We start from the raw sequence: 25,715 nt of genomic DNA, 5'->3' as shown, positions 1-25,715 counted from the left end.
GGGGCACCGTGACTGTCACCTACACGACCCTGCCCTCCATCCCGGAGCTGATGGACGAGTACAAGTCCGCGGCGAAGGACCTTGTCCCCGCCCTCGGGGTGAAGCGGTCCGCCAGTGAGGACCCTGCGACGGGGTTCGAGGTCACCGGAGTGCGCATCAGCATCAGCCACCTCGCGGCCTACTGCGCCTCCACCGGACTGCGTCTCGACAGTGAACTGCCCGTCACCTACCCCTATGTGCTGTCTTTCCCGTTGGCGATGAAGGTGATGACCACCCCGGACTTCCCGTTCAACGCGGTCGGGTCGGTCCACCTCACCAACGTGATCGAACAGAAGCGGGCACTGACTGTCGACGACGTCCTCACTGTCCGTACCCACGCGGAGAATCTGCGGCCCCACCGCAAAGGCCTGCTCATCGACATGGTCACCGAAATCTACGTGGAGGACGCCGACGGCTCCACCGGAAATGGGCCGGTGTGGACCCAGACCTCCGCGTTCCTGGCCAAGGGTGCGAAGCTCTCCGGTTCCGCCTCCGCTGAGGTGAAGGCCCGCCCCGAGGACTCCGGATCACTGTTCGACCGGCCGGGTGTCCCGGACGACCCCACACCCAGTGCCGTCTGGACCGCCACGCCCTCGCTCACACGCATCTACGCTGACGCCTCCGGTGACAGGAATCCCATCCACGTCTCCGCCCTGGGCGCGAAGGCCTTCGGCTTCCCCGCCCGCATCGCCCACGGCATGTGGTCGGCTGCCCGGATGGTCAGCGGACTGGAGGGCGAGATCCACCCGGACGGACTCCGGTTCGCCGTCGAGTTCGCCAAGCCGGTGGTTCTCCCCTGCAAGCTCGCCTTCTTCTCGGAGAAGGACGCCACGGGCACGTGGAAGCTCCAGGTGCGCAGCTACTCGAAGCTCGAGACCCTGCACGCCGTGGGCGAGATCGGTTCTCTGTAGAGCCTCCCCGAGCGGTCACGACCTTCCCGCAGTTCCGCACTTCCGGTGTGGCCGAGATTGTGGACACCTCCCGGCCCACGCGGCCTCAGAACTGATGGGACGCAGCCGCCTCATCGCATAGAAAACAGGACGACACCGTCACCGGTGACGCCCCGACCAGCCGTCATGTGGTGTGACCGTTGCCGGACGCCGCGGGGAGGACCTTCCGGTGCACGGGCGGGCCACTGTTATTCTGACGCACATGCTCATCCCCGCGGACGCCCAGCTCTCCCCCGGTTCGACCATCGAGGTCAGGGACGAGGAATGGTTGGTGACAGGTGTGGCCCGGTCCACTGACGGATGGCGGGTCCGCGCCCGGGGCCTCACCGACTACGTCCGCGACCAGCCGGCGACGTTCTTCACCGCCCTCGACACGGTCAGGGTCACAGATCCCCGCAACGTCCGCGCGGTCGCCGACGACAGTGAGCACTACCGCCGTACCCGGCTCTGGCTGGAGACGACGCTGCGGCAGACCCCGGTACCGCTGTATCAGCCGGATCTGGCCGTCGCCGGGCAGATGCTCGCCGACCCGCTGGACTACCAGCTCTCCGCCGTCCGACGGACGCTCAGTGACACCAACATCCGGCCCCGCGTCCTCATCGCCGACGCGGTCGGTCTGGGCAAGACTCTGGAAATGGGCATGATCCTGGCTGAGCTGATCCGCCGGGGCCGGGGCGAGCGGATCCTCGTCATCACCCCGAAGCACGTGCTGGAGCAGATGCAGCACGAACTGTGGTGCCGCTTCGCCATCCCCCTGGTCCGGCTCGATTCACTGGGAATCCAGAAGGTCCGGCAGAAGCTCCCTGCCTCCCGCAACCCCTTCACCTTCTTCCCCCGGGTGATCGTCTCCATCGACACACTGAAGTCCCCGAAGTACCGGGCCCAGCTGGAGAAGGTCACCTGGGACGCGGTGGTCATCGACGAGGTCCACAACGCGACCAACGCCGGTACCCAGAACAATGAGCTGGCGAAGATCGTCGCGAAGACCACGGAAGCGCTGGTCCTGGCCTCAGCCACCCCGCACAACGGCAACCCGGACAGCTTCAAGGAGATCCTCCGCCTCCTGGACCCCACCAGTGTCCGCCCGGACGGCACCATCGACGATGCCGTCGCCAGGCGCCTCATCATCCGCCGGCACCGGAACTCCCCGGAGGTCGCCGCCGTCGTCGGAGAGAAGTGGGCGGCCCGTACCGAGCCGCAGAACATCCCGGTGGAGGCCTCCGACGAGGAGAACGCGGTCGCCCGGGAACTGTCCCGGACCTGGGTCACCCCGGAGACCCCGGACGGGAAGGCCCCGGGAACGGACCCGCTGTTCTCCTGGACACTTGTCAAGGCGTTCCTGTCCTCCCCTGCGGCGCTGGGCGAGACACTCGATGCCCGCCTGGCCCGGATCGGAGGGAAGGCCTCGGAGGAGAAGGCCGCCCTGCAGCGGCTGCAGCAGCTCAATGACCGGGTCACCCCGGAGAACTCGAACAAGTACGCCACGCTGGTGGACTATCTGCTCAACACCGTCAGGATCTCGAATCGGTCCCCGGAGCGGGTCGTCGTCTTCTCCGAGCGCGTACCCACGCTGCACTGGCTGCAGCGCAACCTCGTCAAGGACCTCAAGCTCAGGGAGGACGCCGTCGCTGTGATGCACGGTGGCTTGTCCGACCAGGAGCAGATGCGGCTGATCGACAGTTTCAAGCGGGAGGACTCGCCGATCCGGGTGCTCGTCACCGGCGATGTGGCGTCCGAGGGCGTGAACCTGCACCAGCAGTGCCACCAGCTGGTGCACTACGACATCCCGTGGTCGCTGATCCGTATCCAGCAGCGTAACGGGCGTATCGACCGCTACGGTCAGACCCGTCCGCCGGTCATCACCACCCTCCTGCTCGACCCGGAGGACGAGGCCGACATCGGTGACATCCACGTCTTCGAGAAGCTCATGGAGCGTGAAAACCAGGCGCACCAGGCGATCGGTGACGTGTCCTCGCTGATGGGCGAGTACTCCACCCGGGGCGAGGAGGACAAGATCCGGGACGTGCTCCGCCGGGCCCGGGACTTCGACGAGGTCGTCCACACCCCGGACGAGGTCGCCTCCGGTGATCTGGAGGACATGGACGACGTGGACGCGTTCTTCGCGGACCTCGATCTCGGGGGCCCAGACTCCGGTGACGCGGACACAGTTGCCGGTACGGCGTCCGGCGCAGCATCCGGTATCGGTACCGGTACCGGTGCCACCGGGTTGTACGCATCCGACATCGACTATCTCGACGACGCCCTGCACGAGGCCTTCCATGATGTGCCGGAGTCCTCTCCGGCCGCCGGGGGTGTCGACTTCTCCCGGCACAGCAACGGTGTCACTGAGCTGACCCCGCCGAAGGACCTGCGCCGTCGTCTCGACCTGCTGCCCCAGGACTACCTCGCCGCCCGGAACGTCCTCCAGACGTTGACACTGGCGACCACGAAGCACCGTGGCGGGGAGTCCCTCGATGTCGCCCGGGAGGGCGGGTCCGGATCGACATGGCCCCAGGCGCACTTCCTCGGTCCCCTGCACCCGGTGCTGTCGTGGGCGGCGGACCGTGCCCTCTCCTCTGCCGAGCGGCACTCCATCCCTGCGGTCACCGCCGATGTCGAGGAGCCTACGGTGCTGCTCATGGGGACGCTGACCAACCGGCGTGGCCAGGTGGTCTCCCGGGCTTTCGTCACTGTCGCCGAGAGTTTCCTGGGTATGCAGCCGAGCATCATCCCCGATCCGGTCGCCTGGCTGACCGGGGTGGGGCTCACCGCCACATCGGTGAACACCGGCGCCACGACGGTCCCGGCGAACGCCCAGGAGCTGATCTCCACCGCTGTCGGGGTCGGCGCCGAGAGTCTGAAGCCGATGATGGCGGCGGCGAAGAACACCGCGGAACAACGGATCGCCGCATGGTCGGCCCGCGCCGAGGAGTGGGAGGCCGCGAAACTCTCGCTCCACCGTGGGACCCGGACCCTGATCAAACAGGAGCAGACCATCGCCGGGGAGCGGAAGCTCGCCGATGCCCTGTCCCCGGACCGGGAGCTGATCCGCCCGCTGGCCCTTATCCTCCCCTGCACCGCGTCCACCACCATCGAAGGGTTCTGAGATGTTCGATTCGATCGTCAATGTCGAGGAGTGGATCTCCGACCACTACCTCACCACCGAAGAGTCCCGGGGTGCGTCGTTCGCCAAACGGACCGCGGACCGGATCAAGACGTGGAAGAAGGACGCCGAGTCCGACGGGTCCGAGTCTCCCTGGGCACGTCTGCAGCACCACCGGGAAGCGGTCCAGACCGCTCTCGCCGGGGTGGATGCCGGTGACCCGGCCACGCTCGCCGCAGCTAACCGGATCATCAGGAACGCGTTCGGGTACGGCCCGGCCGAGGAGCTGACCGTCGAACGCAACGGTCAGGAGATCGTCTTCCCGGGCTGGTCGGGCAACGCCGGATCGGTCACCGTGGTCGACACGACCGCGGTCTCCTCGGTCGAGGACCTGCCCGCGGCACAGCCGGTCCGGAACGGGGTCCCCGGTGACGCGGTGACCGTCGACGGGAAGCCGGCGGTGATGACCGCGGCGAAACTGGTCGGCGACCTGTTCCTGTCCGACACTCCCCCGGCGTTCGTCCTGCTGGTCTCGGGTCCGTACGTGACGCTGGCGGAGCGGGAGTCCTGGCCGCTGGGCCGGTATCTCACGGTCGACCTGGGGCTTGCCGTGGAGCGCAACAACCAGAAGTCGAAGGGTGAGCTGCAGCAGGTCACCGCGATCCTGGCCCGGGAGGACACGGAACGGGCCGCCGACGGGACGACCTGGTGGACCTCGACGATCGAGGAGTCCCGGGAGCATGCGGTGAAGGTCTCTGCGGAGCTGCGGGCGGCGGTGCGGGAGTCCATCGAGATCATCGGTAATGACGTGGTCTCCCGTTACCGGGGCAACCCGGAGCTGGCGGGCCTGGTCGCGGACCTCGACGGGGAGCAGCTGGGTGTGCAGGCGCTGCGGTACCTGTACCGTATTCTCTTCCTGCTGTTCGCCGAGGCGTCCCCGGAGATGGACGTACTGCCGGTGGGCACACCGGAGTACGACGAGGGCTACGGCCTGTCCCGGATCCGGGAGCTGATCCTCACTCCCCCGGCGACGGCGAAGGCTGAGAACGGCACGCACCTCTATGAGTCCCTGCAGCTGCTGTTCCAGCTCGTCGACGAGGGGCACCTGACGGAGGCCGACGCTCCCGGGGACGCCGACGAGGTGACCAACACGGTGGCGGGCCTGAACTTCCGCAACCTCAGGGCTGATCTGTTCCTCCCGGAGAAGACGGCGTACATCGACGCGTCGAAGCTGTCGAACCTGGCCCTGCACCGGGTGCTGGAGCGGCTGCTGCTGTCCCCGGAGCAGAAGGGCCATGACCGGGGGTTCATCTCCTACGCCACGCTGGGTGTCACGGAGCTGGGCCAGGTCTATGAGGGGCTGATGTCCTTCAAGGGGTTCATCGCACAGACCGACCTGTGGGAGGTCGCCCCGCACGGTAAGCCGGAGAAGGGGTCGTGGGTCGTCCCGGAGTCCGGTACGCACCACCTGCCGGAGGACTCCTTCGTCCTGGTCGACGAGGAGGTCTCCGCCGCCGAGGGTGGCGGTGTGCGCCGGGTGCGCCGCCGGCACAAGCGGGGGTCATTCGTGTTCCGGCAGTCCTCGCGTGACCGGGAGCGGTCCGCCTCGTTCTACACACCGCAGGTCCTCACCGAGTTCACGGTGGGTCAGGCACTGGAGGAGCTGAAGGCCGGTGGACGCCTGGAGAAAGCGGCGGACATTTTCACCCTCACCATCTGTGAGCCGGCGATGGGTTCGGGCGCCTTCGCGGTGGAGGCGGTCCGTCAACTGGCGGAGCTGTACCTGACGATGCGGGAGGATGAGCTGGGTCGGCAGGTCCCGTCGGAGGACCGGGCGAAGGAGCTGCAGCGTGTCAAGGCCTACATTGCCCTGCACCAGGTGTACGGGGTGGACCTGAACCGGACGGCGGTCGAGCTGGGTGAGATCGCCCTGTGGCTGGACATCATGACCGGTGACCTCACCGCGCCGTGGTTCGGCCTGCACCTGCGCCGGGGAAACTCCTTGATCGGGGCGTCCCGGGGCACCTACTCCCCTGAGCAGTTGGCTGACCGGTCGTGGCTGACCACCCCGCACCGGCCCGGTGGGGTGGACGAAGGACGGATCTTCCACTTCCTGGTGCCCGGTGAGAGCTGGGGTGCCGCGGCGGACTCGAAGGACCTGAAGGCCCTGTCGGAGGAGACGGCGGCGCGGCAGAAGGAGCTGAAGACCTGGAGGAAGGGCACGCACCGCAAGATCACGAAGAAGCAGGTGGCCCTGTTGCAGCGATTGTCGGTCCGCGCCGAGCGGCTGTGGGATCTGGCGGGGAGACGGATCGCTATTGCGGAGGACCAGATCCGCCGGGACGTGAATGTCTGGGAGTTCCAGGCGCCCCCGGTGGAGAAAAATGTCTCGCGTGAGCAGATCGAGGCGGAGCTGTTCGGGAATTACGACGGCGCGTATCAGCGGTTGCGTCTGGTGATGGACGCGTGGTGTGCCCTGTGGTTCTGGCCGGTGACCGGCGAGATCGATCCGCCGACAATGGAGGAATGGCTGGCGACGCTCACGGATCTTTTCGGAACTCCGGTCGACGAGAATGTGGGAAAGACCTCGAAGAGGCTGCGGGACGCCGGCAAGGGCCAGTTCGTGCTGGATGCGGGGTCTCTCTGGGACGACCTGAACACCGAGGAGAATCTGGACTGGACGATGTCCGGAGCCCGGAGTGTGCAGAGGTGCATCGAGGATCACCCGTGGTTGTCCACGGTCCGGGAGATCGCGGACGCCCAGGGCTTTTTCCACTGGGAGCTGGATTTCGCGAAGGTCTTCGCCGCCGGTGGTTTCGATCTGCAGGTCGGTAACCCGCCGTGGGTCCGGCCGCGGACGGACGTGGATGCCCTGCTCTCTGAGGCTGACCCGTGGTTCTCGCTGGCGAACAAGCCGACGCAGGCGGCCAAGCGTGAGCGAACTGCGTTGGTCCTGAATGTGCAGACCCAGCAGGGACGCCGTGCCCAGGCTGCCGTTGCTGCCGGGCTCACGGAAACGCTGGCCACCGCCGCTTTCCTAGGCTCGGTGGCGGAGTTCCCGCACCTGAGGAACCAGGCCCCGGACCTGTACCGCGCCTTCATCGAGCAGTGCTGGCGGCACAACTCCACGGCAGGATTCATCGGCCTCATCCATCCGGAGTCGCACTTCACTGAGAAGAAGGCAGCTCCGTTGAGATCGGCAGCCTACCTACGACTGCGCCGACACTGGCAGTTCGTGAACGAACTGTCCCTATTTGACGTGCATCACTTGGTGAGTTACGGCGTCCACATTTACTGTTCCAAGCGCGGCGAGGTCAATTTCATCAATTCTTCCTCATGTTACCATCCTAAGACTATATTAGACTCATTCTTTCACGATGGAACGGGTCCATTGCCGGGACTTAAAGATGAATCCGGAAAATGGGACCGAAGACCACATAAAAGCAGGATAACAAAGGTTGGCTACGACCGCCTTGAATCATGGCATTCTATTCTAGAAGATGAGGACACTCCCATCCTTGACACGCGGATGGTATACACGGTGAACTCAAACGCCATGCAGATCTTGACACAACTCGCCACGGCACCCCGGATGAAGGATCTACAGCTACAGTTCTCAAGGGGGTGGGATGAATCAATCGACAAAAAGAAGGGTCACTTCGATAGTTTTTGGTCTCGCCCTACGGCGTGGGACGAGGTCATCCTGCAGGGTCCGCACCTGGGCGTGTCGACACCCATGGCCAAAGAGCCGAACCCCACATTGAAAAATAACCAAGATTGGTCTAGTGTAGATTTTACGAAGATAAGCGGATCTTATATTCCGGCCACGTCTTATAAGTTGGCAGATTCGGGATCTGGATCCACTAGTAAAGAGTACGGATCCTGGGTGCGAAATGGAAAAGAATATCCTATTATGGGTCAATATAGGATAGCCTACCGAGAAATGGCTGCAACGACCGGTTTTAGAACACTCTATCCGGCGATTATTCCTCCTGGAGCCATGCATGTACACACTGTAAATTCACTCTGGACGCCTGACCTTCTAGAATTATCGGCAATAGGAGCGACACTCAGTTCTATAATTTCCGATTTTTGGGTCAGGTCCAGCGGGTCTGCACATATATTTAACGATATTATTGCAAAAATACCTCGCATACAGAGCGGATTGAGGGGTCAGATCGCAAGGATCTACCTTCGACTCAACTGTCTGACCGAAGAATACGCGGATATTTGGGAGTCTGTCACCTCTGAGCGCTGGACCATGGATACCCCCTTAAGAGGAGTAGAAGAACGTAGAAGGGCTCAGGATGAAATAGATGAGATAGCTGCTGATGCTTTTGGATTTTCAACTGATGATCTTGGCGATATCTACCGAACACAGTTTCCCGTCATGCGCGCACGTGACCAGCGTGAGGGGTACGCTCCGATCTATCTCAATAGATAGGATCCGCCTATTTCCGAGCACGATTTCAGCAAGTCACGCGCTTGTACAATATCCAGGCGGGGCGATAATCCGCTTTCCTATCATATCCCCGCATGACGGGAAATTGTGTTGAGTAAATATTCGCCAAGTCAATCTGTGTAAGGCCAAGACGGTTCGCAACAATCTCGTCTATTCTATCCTGAGCTCGTCGTCGGGAATTTGAAGTTCTAATAGGGACAGTCGAAGTCCAGCGACTCTTCTGCAGTTCCTCCCAGAGGAGTGCCCATGCCCTAGTAAGACAGTTGAGCCTCAAGTACAGGAATACAGCCTCGTCAAGAAGGGAATTATCCTTAGGAATTGGCAGCTTCTCCACTACACTGCCGTGAATGTCGCTTACGCTCATTGAGCGCAGGAAGAAATCCGAAACCAGGGAACTCATGATAGTTCCAGCTATCACAGTTTCCTTGTTTCCTAGCGTACTGGCTCCGCTGACGACGGGATGCACATGCAGTGCTCCCGGTGGAATAATGGCCGGATAGAGCGTTCTGAATCCTGTATTGGCGGCCATCCTTCTCCAGGCTATCCTATAGATGGAACGTGAGGGAACATCTTCTCCCTTGATATGAAATCTTCCATAGCTGTCATCTATATCTAATTGTGTTTTTTTGCTTATCTTATAGGCGGTTGCTGGGATGAAGTCCTCAGAGATGTTCTCCAGGTCAACCAAGGACCAGTCCTGATTATTTTTCAATGTGGGGTTCGGCTCTTTGGCCATGGGTGTCGACACGCCCAGGTGCGGACCCTGCAGGATGACCTCGTCCCACGCCGTAGGGCGAGACCAACCACTATCAAAGAATCCCTTACGTCGATCAATGGACTCGTTCCACCCTACAGAGAACTGTAGCTGTAGATCCTTCATCCGGGGTGCGGTGGCAAGTTAGTGTCAAGATCTGCATGGCGTTTGAGTTCACCGTGTACACCATCCGCGTGTCGAGGACCGACGTGTTCTCATCTTCCAGGATGGACTTCCATGCAGAGAGACGTTCCAGATCCACATGGAGGATCCGTTCACGGTGTGGCCGAAGGTCCCATTTGTCATTGTCGTCACGAAACGCGGGAAGAGTCCCGCTCCCATCGTGGATAAGGGACTCGTTGATCACCCGGGGATGGTGCACGCTCGATGCCATGATGAAGTCAGGTTCTGCTCGGCGACTTCCGTAAATGGCGACATCAAAGTTCTTCTCATCACGGTTGATATCGAAGAGTCCGAGTTTGTTGGTGATATTCCAGTTCCGTCGCAACCGGAGGTAGGCCTCCCGACGCAGAGGGGCTGCCTTCGCCTCGGTGAAGTGACTCCGGGGATGGATCAGTGATGTCAGACCGCGGTCAGAGGCATGCTGCCAGCACTGTTCGATGAACGCGCGGTACAGGTCCGGGGCCTGGTTCCTCAGGTGCGGGAACTCCGCCACCGAACCGAGGAAAGCGGCGGTGGCCAGGGTTTCCGTGAGACCTGCGGCGACAGCAGCGCGGGCACGGCTTGCCTGAATTGTTGGCGCGTTCAGGACCCACTTCACCCGATCTCCCCCGCCAACCGCTCCAGTGCGTCCCGGGCCAGGTCCATCTGCCCCGGCAGGTAGTGGGCGTACACCTGCGCCGTCACCGCGATGTTCCCGTGGCCCAGCAACGCAGAGACCGTCGGCAACGGCACACCCGAGGCCAGCAGCCGGGAGGCGTAATAGTGCCGCAGCCCGTGGAAACTGATCTCTTCCGGCACCCCGGCGATGTACCGCAGCTTCGGCATCGCCGCCGAGATCCGCTGCGTGGTCACCGGCCGTCCCCGCACACTGCGCACCACCGGGTCCACGTCCCCACCGTCCCGGCAGTCCCCCAGGTAGTCCGCCAACGGGGCACTGATCGGGATGTCGCGTACCGAGGTCCTCGTCTTCAACGGCACGCGCTCCCCCGACCGCTGCCCACGCTGCTGTCGCACCCGCAGCACCCGGCCGGTAAGGTCCACGTCCTCCCACACCAGACCTGCGACCTCCCCGGCGCGCAGCCCCGTCTCCGAGGCGATCCGTACCGCCATCGACAGCCACGGGGAGGCCGGCAGTGTCACCGGCTGGTCGTCCGCCTGTCCCGGTACCGCTCCGCCGGTCACCGCCGTGGCGATGAGGCTCCTGATCATCGCCGGGGTCGGCACCGCCCGCTCGATCACACTGCCTTCCGGGCGGGGTTGCCGTTTGAGTACCACTGCCGGGTTCCGGGCCAGCAGACCGTCGTCGATCGCGTGCTGGAACAGGGAGCGCAGTTGCCCGCACCGGTTGATCACGTTGCTCTCCGCCAGTGGTCTTCCCCCGGCCCAAGGCCGGCCTTCGCGCAGCTGGTTCACCCACTCGGTCACCATCGTGCGCCGGACCTTCACCAGCGGGCAGTCCGTCAACGCACCCAGGTTGTCAACCAGGAACTGGCGGTCCCGGCGCGTGCCTTCCCGCACCGCCTGGTCCCGCCACTGTTCCCCGAGTTCCCGGACGGTGATGGTCTGGTCCCTCGGGTCTATCCATGCGCCCTGGGCAATTTCGCGTCGTATTTCCGCGTCCCGGAGTTTCGCTTCGCGTTGGGTGGGAAAAGACACGGATCGGGACCGTCCGTCGGGGTCCCGGTACCGCACGATCCACTGGACCCGGTGGCCATCTCTGGCGGGGCCTTTTGCCGGTCGTCGTTGCACACTCACCGTGGTTTCTCCTGTCTGTCGGTGTCTGTTTCTTATGTCCCGAGAATGCACCGGGCAGATCAGCGTAGGGGTCTCCGGGGCATCCGGTTACCCCCCGTGAAATGTGGGACCGGGTGGGCCGAATCCCCCGTATCTCCCACACCCGGTCCTGTCAGCGAAAGTTCAGTGCCCCTAAGATGCTTCTCAGACCGGCATCCCCATGATCAGAGAGGTCTTCTCCACCGTGGCAACCCTCAGTCCCGCCCATGCCTCCGGCAACCTCGTCGACGGCATCACCGAGTACCTGACCACCAGTTTTTCCCTGGCGGACAGGGGTACGTCGGAGGCCCTGCAGCAGTTCCTGGGTGGGACCGCCCACAGTATGTTCCGGGGGCCGTACGTCAGGACCCGGCTGCCCTACGCCCCGGCGGAGAACTGGCGGGGGCTGCTGTCCTGGTTGCCGCAGTGGTTCACCCCCTACCGGCACCAGGCGGAGGCGTTCCACCGGCTGCGTTCCCATGACGGGTTCGCCGACCGACGTCCGTCCCCCACGCTGGTGGTCACCGGGACGGGATCGGGTAAGACCGAGGCGTTCCTCTACCCGGTGCTCGATCATGCGCTGCGCCGGCGGGCCCGGGGTGAGACGGGGATCAAGGCACTGATCCTCTACCCGATGAACGCACTGGCCAATGACCAGGCGGACCGTCTGGCCCGGTTGCTCACCGGTGATCCACGGCTCTCCGGGGTCACGGCCGGGTTGTACACCGGTGAAGCGGACCGGTACGGGGCGAGTGCGGTGACCGAGGCGTCCCTGATCACGAACCGGGAGACGCTCCGGGCGACGCCGCCGGACATCCTGCTGACCAACTACAAGATGCTCGACCAGCTGCTGCTGCGTGAGGAGGACCGGACGTTGTGGGCAGCCTCGGCGGAATCCCTCCAGTACCTGGTCCTCGATGAGTTCCACACCTATGACGGGGCACAGGGCACCGATGTCTCCCTGCTGCTGCGGCGGCTGGGGCTGATGCTCCGGGACTCCGCGCCGGACCGGTTCGCCGGTGACCGGCCGCTCGGGGAGATCACCCCGGTCGCCACGTCCGCCACGCTCGGTGACCAGGGGGACACCGCGCGGATCCGGGAGTTCGCCCGGACCGTGTTCGGTGAGGAGTTCCCGGAGACGTCCTCGGACCGGTCGGTGGTCACCGAGACGATGCTCGGTGTCGACGGATGGATCGACACGGTCGACCGGGAGTTCCCTGCTGTCTCAGACGCCGTTCCCACCACAGTGCCCGCCGACTGGTCGGTCACCGCGGAGCTGATCAGGGCGGTCAATGAACAGGTCGCCGCGTTGACCACAGACGGTGTCGGGTACACCGATGCGGTGCGTACCGCACTGACCGCCCAGCCTGCCGGGCATTCCGCTGCCGACGAGTACCTCGGTCTCAGCGCCTCGGCCGATCTCGGCGACCAGATCAGCGCCTGGGCCCACCATCCGCTGTGCCGGAGCATGCTGGAGGCCTGTACAGTCTCCCGCCCGCTCCGTGGCGGCGGGAAGGACCACGACGTGTCCGGGCTGGTGGAGACTCTCGTGCCCGCCGTGGAACGCCGGAGTGCCGGGGACGGTGCCGCCGCGGAGTTCCTCACCCACGTCCTGACCTACATGGCCTGGCTCCGGTCCGAGCTGGGGGTGACGGACTCCCCGCTGCGCGGCAAACTGCTGCCCGGGGTGGAGACCCACCTGTGGATCCGGGAGGTCTCCCACATCGACCGTCGGGTCGGCCTGTCCTCCTCCCCCGGCGAGATGTTCCGCTGGTCCGATGACGGCCCCACCGCCGTCGCCGACGACCCGGACGTCGACCTCACCGAACCTGCCACCTGGCTGCCGGCCTGCCACTGCCGTAACTGCGGACGCTCCGGCTGGATGGTCTCCCTGGAACCGGGGACCGGCACCCCGGTGCTCGACCCCGGGCAGATCCGGGCCACGTCCTTCGATGAGAAGGACCGGCACCGACCCCTGCTCACCGCCTTCGACGAACTCGCCGCCGGGGCACCGGTCCAGTGGCTCGACCCGGAGCTCGGCACACTGAGCCCGTCCCGGCCCGCCGAGGAGCGGATCGACACCGGCCTGGCGGTCCCCGTCCTCACCTACACTGGTCAGAACGCCGCCGATCTCGCCCGCGACGAGACCTGCCCGTCCTGCGGGGACAAGGACTCGATCCGCTACCTCGGGTCCTCGGTCGCGACCCTGCTCTCCGTCGCCCTGTCCAACCTCTTCGGCATGCCGGGGCTCGACGCCGGGGAGAAGAAGACCCTGGTCTTCACCGACTCGGTGCAGGACGCCGCCCACCGCGCCGCCTTCGTCCAGTCCCGGTCCCGGGCCTTCGCCCTGCGCACCTTCGCCCGGCGCGCCCTCGGCACCGGCAGCACCGGGGCCGACGGGGAGGCCGAAGGTCGGGGCACCGTCCGACTCAGCGAACTCCCGGCCCGGCTGGTCGGCCTCGCCGACGCCCGGGGCACCGCCGTCGACGTCGCCCGGTCCCGGTTCGAGCTGCTGCCCCCGGAGCTCGCCCACTCTCCCCGGTTCCGGGGGTTCTGGGACCCGGAGGCCCGGCCGAAGGACAGGAGGGAGCACACCGTCGGTGCCCTGCACCGTCTCGGATTCGACCTCGCCCTGGAGTTCGGGCAACGGGCCGACCTGCCCCGGTCCCTGTCCCTCACCGGGTCCGCGACCGTCCGGGTGGACGCCGACACCGCGGCCCTGCGCACCGCCGCGGACCGGGCCCTGTCCGCCGTGGCGGTTCCGCTCTCCTTCGACGGCGACGACGCAGGTGACGACGCAGGTAACGACCATGACACCTGCCTGGTCGCCTGGGCCCGTGGCGTGGTCGAGACCGTCCGCGCCCGCGGTGGCATCGACCACCCCTGGTTCACCGGGGTCGGGTACCTGTCCGGCGACTGCAACCCCTACCTGCTCAACCGACGGACCTCCCGGGCCATGGGGATACCGGCCTTCCCCCGGGGCGGGGCGCCGGAATTCCCCCGCTCCGGTCCAGCCCTGACCGGTGCCGCCGCCCGGAACAACGCCGTCACCCCGGTGGAGTCGGCCCGGGGCCGGTACGCCCGGTGGACCGCCCGCCTGTTCGGCCTGTCCACCCATGACGCCGCCACCGCCGTCACCGCCCTGTTCACCGAACTCGCCGCCGCCGGTGTCCTCACCGCCACCGCCACCGGGTCCCGCGGCACCGTCTACGCCGTGGCACCGGAGAAAGTCCTGCTCAGCATCGAGGACACCCCCGGCGTCCTCGAGTGCACCGTGTGCCACCGGCAGACCGGGCTCGCCGCCGGCATCCGGGACATCCTCACCGACCGGCCCTGCACCGCCCCGGACTGCACCGGGCACCTCCGCGGCGTCCCGGTGGAGGACAACTACTACCGCAACCTCTACCGGGCGTCCGAGCCGAGAACCGTCATCGCCGCAGAGCACACCAGTATCCTGCCCACCGACGAACGGCTCGCCGTCGAGGACGCCTTCAAGCAGCCCGCGGACACCGCCCCGGCCGACGCCCCCAACGTACTGGTCGCCACCCCCACCCTGGAGATGGGTATCGACATCGGTGACCTCTCCACGGTGATGCTGTCCTCCCTGCCCACCAGCGTCGCCAGTTACGTCCAACGGGTGGGCCGTGCCGGGCGTCTCACCGGAAACTCCCTGGTCCTCGCAATGGTCCGTGGACGCGGTGTGACCCTGCCCAAACTCGACCAGCCGCTCAGCGTCATCAACGGGACCGTCACGCCCCCGGCCGCATACCTGTCGGCCGTCGACATCCTGCACCGGCAGTTCCTCGCCCGGTGGCTCGACAGCCTCACCCCCTCGACCACCGTCGTCGATCTCACCGACGGCCGGAGCGTCTTCGGCGGTGGACCCGACAACCCGGACCTCACCGAGTTCCTCCTCGAGCAGCTCGACACCGCCACGGAGTCCGTCCTGGCGGTCCTCGACGGGTTCCTCGCGTCCCTGCCCCGTGCGGTCGCCGCGGCATCCGGTCAGGCCCTGCGGGACTGGGTCGCCCCCCGTGACACCGACCGTCCGACCTGGTCATTGTCCGGGGAACTCGTCGCCGCCCGGGACCGGTGGCGGGCGGACACCGCCACCCTCCGGACCCGGTTGGACACCCTGGAGAAGATGGTCGGACTGCTCACCCGGCGCACCACCAGTGCCGCCGGGGCCGACGAGGACGGGCGCCGGGAACTCCGGGAGACCGAGACCGCCCTGCGTCATGTCCACCACCAGCTCCGTGAGCTGCAGAAGGACCAGTGGATCTCCGCGCTGGAACGCGCCGGGCTGCTGCCGAACTTCACCCTGCTCGACGATACGGTGGAGCTCACCGTCACCGTCACCGAGATGGACCCGAACACCCTCGAGCTCTCCCACGCCTCCCGGGACTACTCCCGTGGGGCCTCCGTCGCCCTGCAGGAACTCGCCCCGGGGGCGACGTTCTACGCCCAGGGCATCGCGGCGACCATCGACTCCGTGGAGATCGGTCACGAGGGTGCGGACATCGAGCAGTGGCGGGTCTGCCCGGCCTGCTCACACCTCGCCGTGGAACGGCCGGGGGCGGACCTGAAGCCGGCCTGCCCGGAGTGCGGGAACCCGGGGTGGGCCGACAAGTCCCAGCTCATCCCCACACTGCCGCTGCGGAAGGTCTCCGCCCAGGTTGACCGGGGCCGGGCCGGAATCTCCGACATCACCGATGACCGACGCCGGACCTGGTTCACTGTCCGACTGTTCCTCGACATCCCGGAGAACGGGGAAGGGGCGTCCTGGTCGGTGCCCGGTGGTCTCGGAGCGACCTATCTGCACCGGGTCGACCTGCACTGGATGAACCTCGGCACCGGACCGGGGAAGGAACGCACACTCGGCGGGGACGCCGTCACTGCCCCGCTGTTCCATGTCTGCAGTGAATGCGGGCACACGGACTCCGAGGCCGGGTCGAACTCCCGGTGGGACCACCGGCCGTGGTGCTCCCGGCGCGATGCCCTGGAGGAGTCCACCGTGGAGTTCGCCCTCGGCAGGTCCATGACCACCGAAGGTGTGCTGCTCTATCTTCCTCCGCTGGTCGCCCGGGGCGACTCACTGACCGTGACCAGTCTCATCGCCGCGGTGAAGCTCGGGTTCACCACTGTTCTCGGCGGCGACCCGGAGCACCTCGACGTCTCCACCGTCACGGTGCGCAGCGGTGACGGGACCACCACCGAGGCCCTGCTGCTGCATGACACTGTGCCCGGCGGTACCGGCTACCTCACCCGGTTCGCGGACGCCGCGTCCGTCCACGATCTGCTGCTCGCCGCCTACCGGAAGGTCCGGGACTGCACCTGCGCCACCGAGGAGAGCCTGGACGGGATCCGGGACTGCTGCCCGTCCTGCCTGCTGCCCTACGCGTCCCCGTCAGGCCTGAACAGCACCTCCCGGTCCGTGGCCGAGCATGCCCTGGAGAAACTGCTCACCGGGGTCGACCACCTGGTCACCGACGGTGACCCGGAGGCCCCGATGGAGCAGAACTGGGTCGTCTCCGAGACCAGGCCCACCGGTAGTTCGCAGGGGTCGGCGCTGGAACTGCGGTTCCGGACGCTGTTCCGCACCGCGCTCGCCGACCGTAACGCCCGGATCGAGGAGCGTACCGAACGGGGACGCGTCCGCCTGGACTTCACGGTCCCGGGAACTGACTCCCCGTGGCATCTGCAGGAACAGACGATGCTGGGGTCCACCCAGCCTGACTTCCTGCTCACCAACGACCGCCCCGGGATCCGTCCGATCGCTGTGTACCTCGACGGCCGCGCCTTCCATGCCGGCGGCAGAAACTTCAGTCTGCCGGAGGACTTCACCAAACGGGCCGGTCTGTACACCGGGCCGGACAACCATCTTCCCTGGTCGCTGACCTGGCATGACCTGGACATCGCCGAGGAGGCATCCGAGTCCCCCGCCCCGTCCTGGTTCATTCCCCGCCTCCAACCGAAACTGGTGAAAAAGTACGGGATCGGCCGGGACCGACTGGATATCCTGGCCCATGACCCGTTCACCCAGCTCATCGACCTGCTGGCGAACGCCGATCCGGACTACTGGGACAAGCTCAGCCGGGCTGCAGTCATGCACCTCGTCGCCCAGGGGCACCGGACCGACCGGAGCATCCGGCGTCAGGTACTGACCCCACAGGTCGCCGTCGACATGGTCTCGGAGCACCAGGCGGAGCTTACCTGTACCCTGCCAGTCCAGGCTCCGGAGGACCGGCCACTGCTCCCGTCGCAGGACTGGGAGCTGTTCCTCTCCCTGACCAACCTGCTGTGGCTGCGTGCCACCGGGGCCTCGGTCACGGTCACCGGTACCGGAGCTGACGCACCGGAGGGGGATAACAGTGCACCGGCGGTCACCACCACCCCGACCACCGACATCGCCCCGGTGATTCCTCAGGTCACCACCGCTGTCAGCCCGGCGTGGCAGGAACTGCTCACCGAGTTCGAGGGTGAAGACGACGTCACCGTGCCCATGACGGTACTCGCCGGAGCTGGTGTACCTGCCCCTTCCGTCAGCGGGGACGAGATCAACGACGGAATCATGGTCGCGATGGCCTGGCCGGAGTCCCGGATCACCATCGTCTACGACGACCTCACCGGCGCTGACGCTGACGCACTCACCGGCTGGCATGTCCTCTCCCTCACCGACATCTCCGAGGGACAGGTCCCGGACATTCTCGCCGGGCTCACCCCGACCACCTCACCGACCACGAAGTAAAGGATCCGCACCTTGTCTCCCATGGTCATTCTCAATGACATCGGCCCGAAGACCGACGGCAGTCTCAAGAAACAGGTCTACGACTTCCTGCAGAAACTGCAGCAGAATCCGGCCAGCCCCTCCCTGCACATCGAGCCGGTCCATTCCGCCGCCGACCGGCGTATCCGTACCGGCCGGGTCAACGATCAGTTCCGGGCCGTGCTCCTGGAGCTCCAGGGATCCGACTTCCACCAGTTCATGTACCTGGGGACCTGGAACCACGACGACGCCTACCGTAAGGCTCCCCGGATCCGGCTCGACATCAACCCGGTCAACGGAATCCCCTCCGTCGTCGTGGACCCGGCCCCGGCAGAGGCCCCGGCAGAGGCCCCGGCACCCGTCCCGGCACCCGTCCCGGCTCAGACGCCGGACACACCGGTGCAGGAAATCCCTGCGCAGGAGTCCCCGGCCCGCGACATCATCGCCGCCGGTTTCACCCCGGAGACCATCGAGCGGGAGATCGGTGTCTCCCCGACGGTGACCCGCCGCGTCCTGGCGACCACCACGGAACCGGAGTTCGCCGAAGAACTGAAGACACTGCCCCGGTGGGTGGCCGACACCTTCGAGGGTCTCGCAGCCGGCTTCTCTGTCGAGGAGATCCGTGACGAACTGTCCATCGAAATTCTCGACGAGGGCGAGCTGCCTGACGTCACCGACGACGCCGACGTCATCCGTAGCCTGCAGCACCCTGCCGCGCGGATGGAATTCGATTTCATCGAGAACGACGAGGATCTCCGGCGGGCCATCGAGGACGGGGACTTCAACGCCTGGCGGGTCTATCTCCACCCGTCGCAGCAGAAACTCGCGGAGAAGTCCTTCAACGGCAGCGCCCGGGTGACCGGTGGCGCCGGTACCGGAAAGACCGTCGTCGCACTGCACCGGGCGAACAACCTGGTGCTGCGTAAGGGGGACCTCGCCGAGGTAGGCAACGTGTTCGGGGAGGACCGGCCGGCCCCGGCAGTCCTGCTCACCACGTACACCACGCCACTGTCCACGGCGCTCAAGGCGCAGATGAACCAGCTCAACCGCTTCTACCCGGAGGCATCGACCCCCGGTGAACCCGGACTCTGGATCGCCGGCATCGACAAGCTGATCTGGCACGAGATCAAGCTCGCCTCCCAGGACGATCGGGAGGCCGCGGCCCGGGAGGCCCTGGGTATCACCCTGTCGTCGGTGCCCCAGTACCTCAGCGACAAGGACCGGGACAACCGGTGGCAGGAGAGCCTCGACCAGGTCGACACCCCGCCGCGGGGCGAGGCCGCCGGCATCCGGTTCCTCGCCGAGGAGTACGAGACCGTCGTCATCGCCAACGGCATCACAGATCTCGCCGGCTATCTCCGCGTCCCCCGGCCCGGACGGGGTACCGCCCTGAACCGGGCAGCGCGTAAACAGGTCTGGTCGGTCATCGAGACCTTCCTCGCCAAGTGCGGGATCTACGGGACGATCGGTTACGCCGCCATGGCCGCCCTCGGGGCGCGGATCCTGGAGAACCGGGCGCAGACGGAGGGACACCGTCTCTTCGACCACATCGTCATCGACGAGGCCCAGGATTTCCATGCCGGTCACTGGCGGTTCCTGCGGGCCGCTGTTGCTGCGGGTCCGAACGACATCTTCCTCGCCGAGGACTCCCACCAGCGCATCTACGGGGCGAAGCTGGTCCTCTCCCGGTTCGGCATCGAGACCCGGGGCCGGTCCCGACGGCTCACCCTGAACTACCGCACCACCCGGGAGAACCTCGGGTACGCGGTACAGATCCTCAACGGGAGCACTGACGCCTGGACCGACTCTTCCGGGGACGAGGACTCGACGTCCGGGTACCGGTCGGTGCGTTCCGGTCCCCGGCCGCAGATCCTCACCTTCCCTGACGACGGGGCGGAGCTGAACGGTGTCGTCGAGGTGGTCCGGAACTGGACGATCTCGGATCCCGAAGCGCAGATCGGGGTCCTCACCCGGACGAACCGGATCGCGCAGAAGGTCTCCGACGCGCTCCATGACAGGGACCTCGCAGGGAAGGACTCGAATGTCTCCGTGGTGACCATGCACAAGGCCAAAGGCCTGGAGTTCAACAACGTGGTGCTCGTCGGGATCGACGACCGGTCCCTGCCGTTGGCCTGGTCGCTCAAGGGACTCGGCCAGCACGAACGCGATGACGAGATCCAGAAGGAGCGGGCACTGCTGTACGTCGCCGCGTCCCGGGCCCGTGATGCCCTGGTGATCACTGTTCCGGGACAGCGCTCGGCACTGCTGCCGTAGGCGACACATCGACTCCCGTAATGGGTCGCCCACCCGTAGCACGCCACCCCTGGAAGCCCCTGATATCTCCGTGCACCGGTGCCCGACTCCGCCCAGTGTCACACCGGGGGCCTGGACATCAACGGAAAGACCGTCGTCGACACCGGTGGTGGGCCGGGTATCGGACGCGAGGTCGTCCGGCAACTGCTCGACCACGGAGCGACGGTGCACGCCCTCGACCTGCACACCGACGCCCTGGCCTCGGAGACCGGCCCTCGACCGCGTCATGGCAGTGTGCTTCCGGGGTGCGGTGAACAGGGGGGAGGCGTTCCTGCCCGGTCTGCTCACCCGTCCGGACGCCACGGTGGTCAACGTGTCGAGTATGGGTGCGCTGGTCCCCGTGCCGGGCCAGAGCGCCTAGGGGGCGGCAAAGGCGGCGGTGAAACTGTTCACCGAGGGGCTGCGGGTGGAGCTGCGGAAGACGTCCGTCACCGTGTCCGTGGTCTTCCCCGGCGGGGTGGACACGGACATCACAGCGAGGCTCATGGGGAGGCTGATGCGCTGAGCGGCAGCCATTGCGATTCTTTCGAAATTGATGGACACTGGTGCCATGACGACAGCCAACACCTCCCCCCGCTACGGTGACACCACCCTGCCCCCGGCTGACCTCGAGAAACTGACGGAACTGGCACGGTTCATCGGCAACAACCGCGGCCCTGCGGTACTCGTCGGCCCGGACGGAGAATCCTTCGACATCCCCGCCGAGGTCTACGAGGTGCTGTCAAAAGTGGTCCGGGCCATGTCTCGGCGCAATGCCGTGAGTATTGTTCCCGTCGGCCGGAAGGTGACGACACAACAGGCTGCAGACCTTCTCGGCATCAGCCGCCCCACCGTCATCAAGCTCATCGACAACGGAGAGATCCCCTGCGAGAAGACGACCGGAGGCAGGCACCGGCGACTGAACCTGGAGGATGTCCTCTCGTACCAGCAGAAGGCCAGGGAAGACCGGGAGCGGATCTTCCAGGACATGGCGGACGACGCGGAGGAGCAGGGACTGCATGACCTTGACTTCTCGGACGGAGTTGCGGCAGTGGACGCCGTACGCCGCGCCCGGAAGTCCGGTGGCGCTGCGAAATGAGCGGATTCCGGGTGTTCATCGACGCCTGCTCGATGTACTCCATTACCGGGACGGACCTGTTGCTGGAACTGGCCTCATCGGGTGCCTTCGCCCCGGTATGGAGCGACAAAGTGCAGGAGGAAACTCGGCTTGCGGTGCTCGACACCAAGAATCTCGACATCGGTCGCCGCCTGAATCAGATGAACAGGGCTTTCCCTGATGCGCTGGTGACCGATTGGTCGGTCTTCATGGATACCGTGGAGAATCGTCTGGATCCGGACGATGCCCATGTCATCGCAGCTGCCCTGCGTGGACAGGCATCTCTCATCGTGACAGAGAATCTCAGGCACTTCCCACCTGCGGCACTCGACCGGTACCAGCTCGAGGCGAAATCCACCGACGACTTCCTCCTCGACCTTCTCGACCTCTATCCGACGAGGGTGGTCTCCGCCGTCCATATTCTTGCTGAGCGTCGGAGAAATCCGCGACAGAGCGTCCTGGATATCCTGGCAGCACTGGAGAACTGTGGTGCCACAGGTTTCGTCACCGAGATCCGGGACGAACTGCAGTAGCAGCGCGCTTCCCCGGGATCTTCAGCAGCACTGTCGCCGCCGGTGACGGGTTGAAGCTGCTCCAGGCCATGTAGATGACCCGTTCCGGCCCGTCGGTCACCGGGACCGTCGCCACTACACCGGCCGGGGCTCCGCAGGCGCTTCCGGTGGGCGAACCGGCGCATGGCCGGCATCACCGCGACAAGTTACTCCCGGGTCACTTCCCTGGGGTCTGCTGCACGTTTTAAGTCATCTGATCTGGCTTGCCCGGCAGGACGGGCCTGGAAGGATGATCCTCATATCCCAGCCCTGTCCCCAGGAAGTCCGCGACGATGTCGTGTGCGTCGCCCGCAACCGCGGTCCCGCAGAATCTCCGAGCTGCAGCAGTACGTCCGGGAGCATCTCGCCGACGACCTCACCGTCCCCCGGTTGGCGGAGCGGCTGCACGTCAGTGACCGTCAGCTCACCCGCGTCATCAGGAAAGACCTCGACGTGACCCGCCGCCTGTGTCGCCGCCGTCCGGCTGGACGCCGCGCGCACGGAACTGGAGACGGCAGTCGACACCCTCGGCCGTGTCGCTTCCTCCTGCGGTTTCGGCTCCGTCGACACACCTTCACCCGGACCTTCCACCGGACGCTCGGTGTCACCCCTGGCGAGTACTGCGACCGCTTCCGGTTGGGGTGACGGGGCACCAGCTGTCCGGACATGCGGAAAGCCCCCGTGGAGTGATCCACGGGGGCTTTCCCCACCGGCACACCTCAGGGGAGTGTCAGCAGTATCTCGGAGCGGCGAGACGGGTGCTGCGCCTCAGGTCCCCGCCAAGAACGGGGACCGTCGGCAGCGGCGGACTAGTTGCCGGCGAGCTTCTCGCGCAGAGCAGCGAGCTGCTCGTCGGAGGCGAGGGAACCTGCGTCGGACGCGGGCTTCTCAGCAACTGCCTCCGCACCTTCGGAGCTGGAGGAGGAGTATCCGGACTCGCCGGCCTCGGCAGCTTCCGCAGCCTGGGCACGGTGGCGCTCGATCTGGGCGGTGTGCAGCTTGTGCCTGCGCTCGGACTCGGCGTAGCGGGCCTCCCAGGCCTCGCGCTGGGCGTCGAAGCCTTCCATCCACTCGTTGGTCTCCGGGTCGAAGCCCTCCGGGAAGATGTAGTTGCCCTGCTCATCGTAGGAGTCGGCCATACCGTACTTGGACGGGTCGAACTCTTCGGAGTAGTCCTCGTCAGCCTGCTTGAGGGACAGGGAGATGCGGCGACGCTCGAGGTCGATGTCGATGACCTTGACCATGAGGTCCTGACCGACGGTGACGATCTGGTCCGGGACGTCGATGTGGCGCTCGGCCAGCTCGGAGATGTGGACCAGGCCCTCGATGCCCTCTTCGACGCGGACGAAAGCGCCGAACGGGACGAGCTTGGTGACCTTGCCCGGGACGATCTGACCGATCGCGTGGGTCCGGGCGAAGACGCGCCACGGATCCTCCTGGGTGGCCTTCAGGGACAGGGACACGCGCTCGCGGTCGAGGTCGACGTCGAGAACCTCGACAGTGACCTCGTCGCCGACGGCGACAACCTCGGACGGGTGGTCGATGTGCTTCCAGGACAGCTCGGAGACGTGGACGAGTCCGTCGACACCGCCGAGATCGACGAAGGCGCCGAAGTTGACGATGGAGGAGACGACGCCCTTGCGGACCTGCCCCTTCTGCAGCTGGTGCAGGAACTCGGAACGGACCTCGGACTGGGTCTGCTCGAGCCATGCACGGCGGGACAGGACAACGTTGTTGCGCTGCTTGTCCAGCTCGATGATCTTCGCCTCGAGCTCCTGGCCGATGTAGGGCTGCAGGTCGCGGACCCGGCGCATCTCGACGAGGGAGGCGGGCAGGAAGCCACGCAGACCGATGTCGAGGATGAGGCCGCCCTTGACAACCTCGATGACGGTACCGGTGACCGGCTCGTCCTTCTCCTTGAGCTCCTCGATGGTGCCCCAGGCGCGCTCGTACTGGGCACGCTTCTTGGAGAGGATCAGACGTCCGTCCTTGTCCTCCTTGGTGAGGACGAGAGCGTCGACCTCATCGCCGACCTCGACAACCTCCCCCGGATCGACGTCGTGCTTGATGGACAGCTCACGGGAGGGGATGACGCCCTCCGTCTTGTAGCCGATGTCCAGGAGAACCTCGTCATGGTCGACCTTGACGACGGTACCTTCGACGATGTCACCGTCGTTGAAGTACTTGATGGTCGAGTCGACGGCGGCGAGGAAATCCTCAGCGGTGCCGATGTCATTGATGGCAACCTGAGGAACGTTGTTGGTGGGCATAGGTGAAGGTGCTCCGAAACGGATAGTTATCGTTGTGGACAGGACTCCGCCGGTTCCACCGCACCGCGATCCCGGCTGTTCCCAGCTGCTCACACGGTCGCACGACTTCCCCGACGTGGCTTCGCGACCCCGGTGAGCTCAATGAACAGACCCATCGAACTCAAAAGGCGCTTAACGGTCAATACCGTACACTGTGCCCCGCTAGCAGTGCAAACACTTCCCCGGAGTACTCCGCGGTGGACGCCGGACGGACCCCGGTCCAGCCACTGTTCCCGCCTGCACCACCGGGCCCTGCACCGTCACTTTCCACAGGGGTCCTCCCCGTCCCCGCCACCTGCGCGGCGGATCCCCCCGCCGGGAGACCGGCCGGGCGTCCTCCCGCCATGACGTCCGCCGTCGGGCGACTCTGCAGCGCCGCCCGCACCGACGCGGCCAGAGCCCCGCCTTCCCGCACGTAACCGAGGTGGGAGAGCAGCTGTGCAGCGGAATTCATCAACCCCGCCGGGTTCGCCGTGCCGAGCCCCGCGATATCCGGTGCCGAACCGTGCGCCGCCTGCGCCATGGCGTGACAGTCCCCGGCGTTGACACTGCCCGCCGTGCCCAACGACCCGCCGAGAGCGGCCGTGAGGTCGGACAGAATGTCCCCGAACATGTTCTCGGCCACGATGGTACGGTGCCGCCCCGGATGGCTGACCAGTTCAGCGCACAGGGCGTCGATGTGCACGGGGCGGATCTCGACCCCGGTGGCTGCCGACACCCTCTCCGCCTCCTCCAGGTACATCCCGGACGTTCGGGCCAGCACATTGGACTTGTGCGCCACCGTGAGGACGCCACCGCGCCCCTGTGCCCCCTTCGCCGCATACCCGGTGATCCGCCGAATCTTCTCCCTGGTGAACACCCCGACCGCCAGTGCGACGTCCCTCGTCACCCGCAGGTCGCCTGAACCGGTGACCATGTTCCGGTCCGCGTACATCCCCTCGGTGTTCTCCCGGACGACGACCACATCCAGGTCCGGGGCCGGTGCACGCGGCAGTGCCAGGACCGGACGGACATTGGCCCAGAGATCGGCGGCCGACCGCAGGGCGGCCGAGGGATTGAGCTGCTCCCTGGCCTCCGGAGGATAGGACGCGTTGTCGTGGGGTCCGAGGACCCACCCGTCGAGCCCGGCGTCCTCCCCGGAGCCCAGGACAGTGGCGAGCGTGGCGTCCGGAACCACCTGCCCCGTCGCGGCGAAAGCCGCGGCTCCGAGCTCCAGGCGGGTCCAGGTGACCGTCACCCCGGACGGCTCCAGCGCCAGCTCCACCGCCCTACGGGTCGGAGGGGTGATCTCCGGGCCGATCCCCTCCCCGTCCCAGTAGCCGAGCACCACGTGCCCGCCACTGTGACTGTCCGGCCGAGGGGCGGTGGTCGTCGACGGTTGTGCCATGCGGCCATCCTAGCGACCCGGCCAGTGAC

General features: G+C 66.0%; 14 protein-coding genes. 7 read left to right on the top strand and 7 right to left on the bottom strand.

The genetic code is table 11. From position 1 onward, the window contains the following. Positions 1-8: 8 nt before the first annotated feature. The 3 genes from E0E18_RS01175 (at position 9) to E0E18_RS01165 (ending at position 8,536) form a co-directional block, all read left to right on the top strand. Positions 9-950, top strand: coding sequence for a MaoC family dehydratase (locus E0E18_RS01175; protein WP_237559577.1), 942 nt, complete (start codon positions 9-11; stop codon positions 948-950). Between the two features lie 241 nt (positions 951-1,191). Next, the gene (locus tag E0E18_RS01170) at positions 1,192-4,095 is read left to right on the top strand and encodes a DEAD/DEAH box helicase (RefSeq protein ID WP_130839123.1); all 2,904 of its coding nucleotides are present in this window, start codon (positions 1,192-1,194) and stop codon (positions 4,093-4,095) included. A 1-nt stretch (position 4,096) separates the two neighbouring features. After that, complete coding sequence (locus tag E0E18_RS01165) at positions 4,097-8,536, top strand: Eco57I restriction-modification methylase domain-containing protein (RefSeq protein WP_130839122.1); 4,440 nt, start codon at positions 4,097-4,099, stop codon at positions 8,534-8,536. A gap of 25 nt (positions 8,537-8,561) precedes the next feature. Here the strand turns inward: E0E18_RS01165 and E0E18_RS01160 are convergent, their stop codons facing one another. The 3 genes from E0E18_RS01160 to E0E18_RS01150 all read right to left on the bottom strand — a co-directional run bounded on the left by E0E18_RS01160 (position 8,562) and on the right by E0E18_RS01150 (position 11,147). Next, complete coding sequence (locus E0E18_RS01160) at positions 8,562-9,302, bottom strand: hypothetical protein (protein ID WP_130839121.1); 741 nt, start codon at positions 9,300-9,302, stop codon at positions 8,562-8,564. An 82-nt stretch (positions 9,303-9,384) separates the two neighbouring features. Then, positions 9,385-10,089 (bottom strand): hypothetical protein, encoded by a 705-nt coding sequence (locus E0E18_RS01155; protein ID WP_130839120.1) that lies wholly within the window; start codon positions 10,087-10,089, stop codon positions 9,385-9,387. Beyond that, positions 10,086-11,147: a tyrosine-type recombinase/integrase gene (locus tag E0E18_RS01150; protein WP_130839119.1), complete on the bottom strand. Its 1,062-nt coding sequence runs from the start codon at positions 11,145-11,147 to the stop codon at positions 10,086-10,088. The genes E0E18_RS01155 and E0E18_RS01150 overlap by 4 nt, the downstream gene beginning before the upstream one ends. 322 nt (positions 11,148-11,469) lie before the next feature. Here E0E18_RS01150 and E0E18_RS01145 point away from each other — a divergent pair, with 322 nt between their 5' ends. Then, positions 11,470-18,012 carry a DEAD/DEAH box helicase gene (locus E0E18_RS01145; protein ID WP_202616671.1) on the top strand — a complete coding sequence of 2,181 codons (6,543 nt, stop codon included), beginning with the start codon at positions 11,470-11,472 and terminating at the stop codon, positions 18,010-18,012. A gap of 21 nt (positions 18,013-18,033) precedes the next feature. Further along, positions 18,034-20,304 carry a 3'-5' exonuclease gene (locus E0E18_RS01140; RefSeq protein ID WP_130839117.1) on the top strand — a complete coding sequence of 757 codons (2,271 nt, stop codon included), beginning with the start codon at positions 18,034-18,036 and terminating at the stop codon, positions 20,302-20,304. Positions 20,305-20,700: 396 nt separating this feature from the next. On the opposite strand, the gene E0E18_RS14545 is transcribed toward E0E18_RS01140, so the two are convergent. Then, the gene (locus E0E18_RS14545; RefSeq protein WP_237559576.1) at positions 20,701-20,895 is read right to left on the bottom strand and encodes a hypothetical protein; all 195 of its coding nucleotides are present in this window, start codon (positions 20,893-20,895) and stop codon (positions 20,701-20,703) included. On the opposite strand from E0E18_RS14545, the gene E0E18_RS01130 reads away from it, so the two are divergent. Then, a complete protein-coding gene (locus E0E18_RS01130) occupies positions 20,894-21,421 on the top strand; it encodes a helix-turn-helix domain-containing protein (protein ID WP_130839116.1) in 528 nt (175 codons plus the stop codon). The two genes, E0E18_RS14545 and E0E18_RS01130, sit on opposite strands and share 2 nt — an antisense overlap. Then, positions 21,418-21,972: a PIN domain-containing protein gene (locus E0E18_RS01125; RefSeq protein WP_130839115.1), complete on the top strand. Its 555-nt coding sequence runs from the start codon at positions 21,418-21,420 to the stop codon at positions 21,970-21,972. Before E0E18_RS01130 ends, E0E18_RS01125 begins: the two co-directional genes overlap by 4 nt. Before the next feature lie 228 nt (positions 21,973-22,200). Here the strand turns inward: E0E18_RS01125 and E0E18_RS01120 are convergent, their stop codons facing one another. The 3 genes from E0E18_RS01120 to E0E18_RS01110 form a co-directional block, all read right to left on the bottom strand. Further along, the gene (locus E0E18_RS01120) at positions 22,201-22,515 is read right to left on the bottom strand and encodes a hypothetical protein (protein WP_130839114.1); all 315 of its coding nucleotides are present in this window, start codon (positions 22,513-22,515) and stop codon (positions 22,201-22,203) included. 284 nt (positions 22,516-22,799) lie between these two features. Then, the gene (rpsA, locus tag E0E18_RS01115) at positions 22,800-24,260 is read right to left on the bottom strand and encodes a 30S ribosomal protein S1 (protein WP_066588808.1); all 1,461 of its coding nucleotides are present in this window, start codon (positions 24,258-24,260) and stop codon (positions 22,800-22,802) included. Positions 24,261-24,438: 178 nt separating this feature from the next. Continuing rightward, complete coding sequence (locus E0E18_RS01110) at positions 24,439-25,686, bottom strand: isocitrate/isopropylmalate family dehydrogenase (protein ID WP_130839113.1); 1,248 nt, start codon at positions 25,684-25,686, stop codon at positions 24,439-24,441. Positions 25,687-25,715 lie beyond the last annotated feature (29 nt).

The organism is Corynebacterium neomassiliense (assembly GCF_900626215.1).
In the GTDB taxonomy this organism is placed as follows: domain Bacteria; phylum Actinomycetota; class Actinomycetes; order Mycobacteriales; family Mycobacteriaceae; genus Corynebacterium; species Corynebacterium neomassiliense.
The sequence above is the reverse complement of the archived record's forward strand: the minus strand, read 5'-3'. Positions and strand labels throughout refer to the sequence as shown.

What these genes read in the sequence shown, in the direction of transcription:
- E0E18_RS01170 (WP_130839123.1), top strand. Translation starts at nt 1,192, where the DNA reads ATGCTCATCCCCGCGGACGCCCAGCTCTCCCCCGGTTCGACCATCGAG.
- E0E18_RS01165 (WP_130839122.1), top strand. Translation starts at nt 4,097, where the DNA reads ATGTTCGATTCGATCGTCAATGTCGAGGAGTGGATCTCCGACCACTAC.
- E0E18_RS01140 (WP_130839117.1), top strand. Translation starts at nt 18,034, where the DNA reads ATGGTCATTCTCAATGACATCGGCCCGAAGACCGACGGCAGTCTCAAG.
- E0E18_RS01130 (WP_130839116.1), top strand. Translation starts at nt 20,894, where the DNA reads ATGACGACAGCCAACACCTCCCCCCGCTACGGTGACACCACCCTGCCC.
- E0E18_RS14545 (WP_237559576.1), bottom strand. Translation starts at nt 20,895, where the DNA reads ATGGCACCAGTGTCCATCAATTTCGAAAGAATCGCAATGGCTGCCGCT.
- E0E18_RS01125 (WP_130839115.1), top strand. Translation starts at nt 21,418, where the DNA reads ATGAGCGGATTCCGGGTGTTCATCGACGCCTGCTCGATGTACTCCATT.
- rpsA (WP_066588808.1), bottom strand. Translation starts at nt 24,260, where the DNA reads ATGCCCACCAACAACGTTCCTCAGGTTGCCATCAATGACATCGGCACC.
- E0E18_RS01110 (WP_130839113.1), bottom strand. Translation starts at nt 25,686, where the DNA reads ATGGCACAACCGTCGACGACCACCGCCCCTCGGCCGGACAGTCACAGT.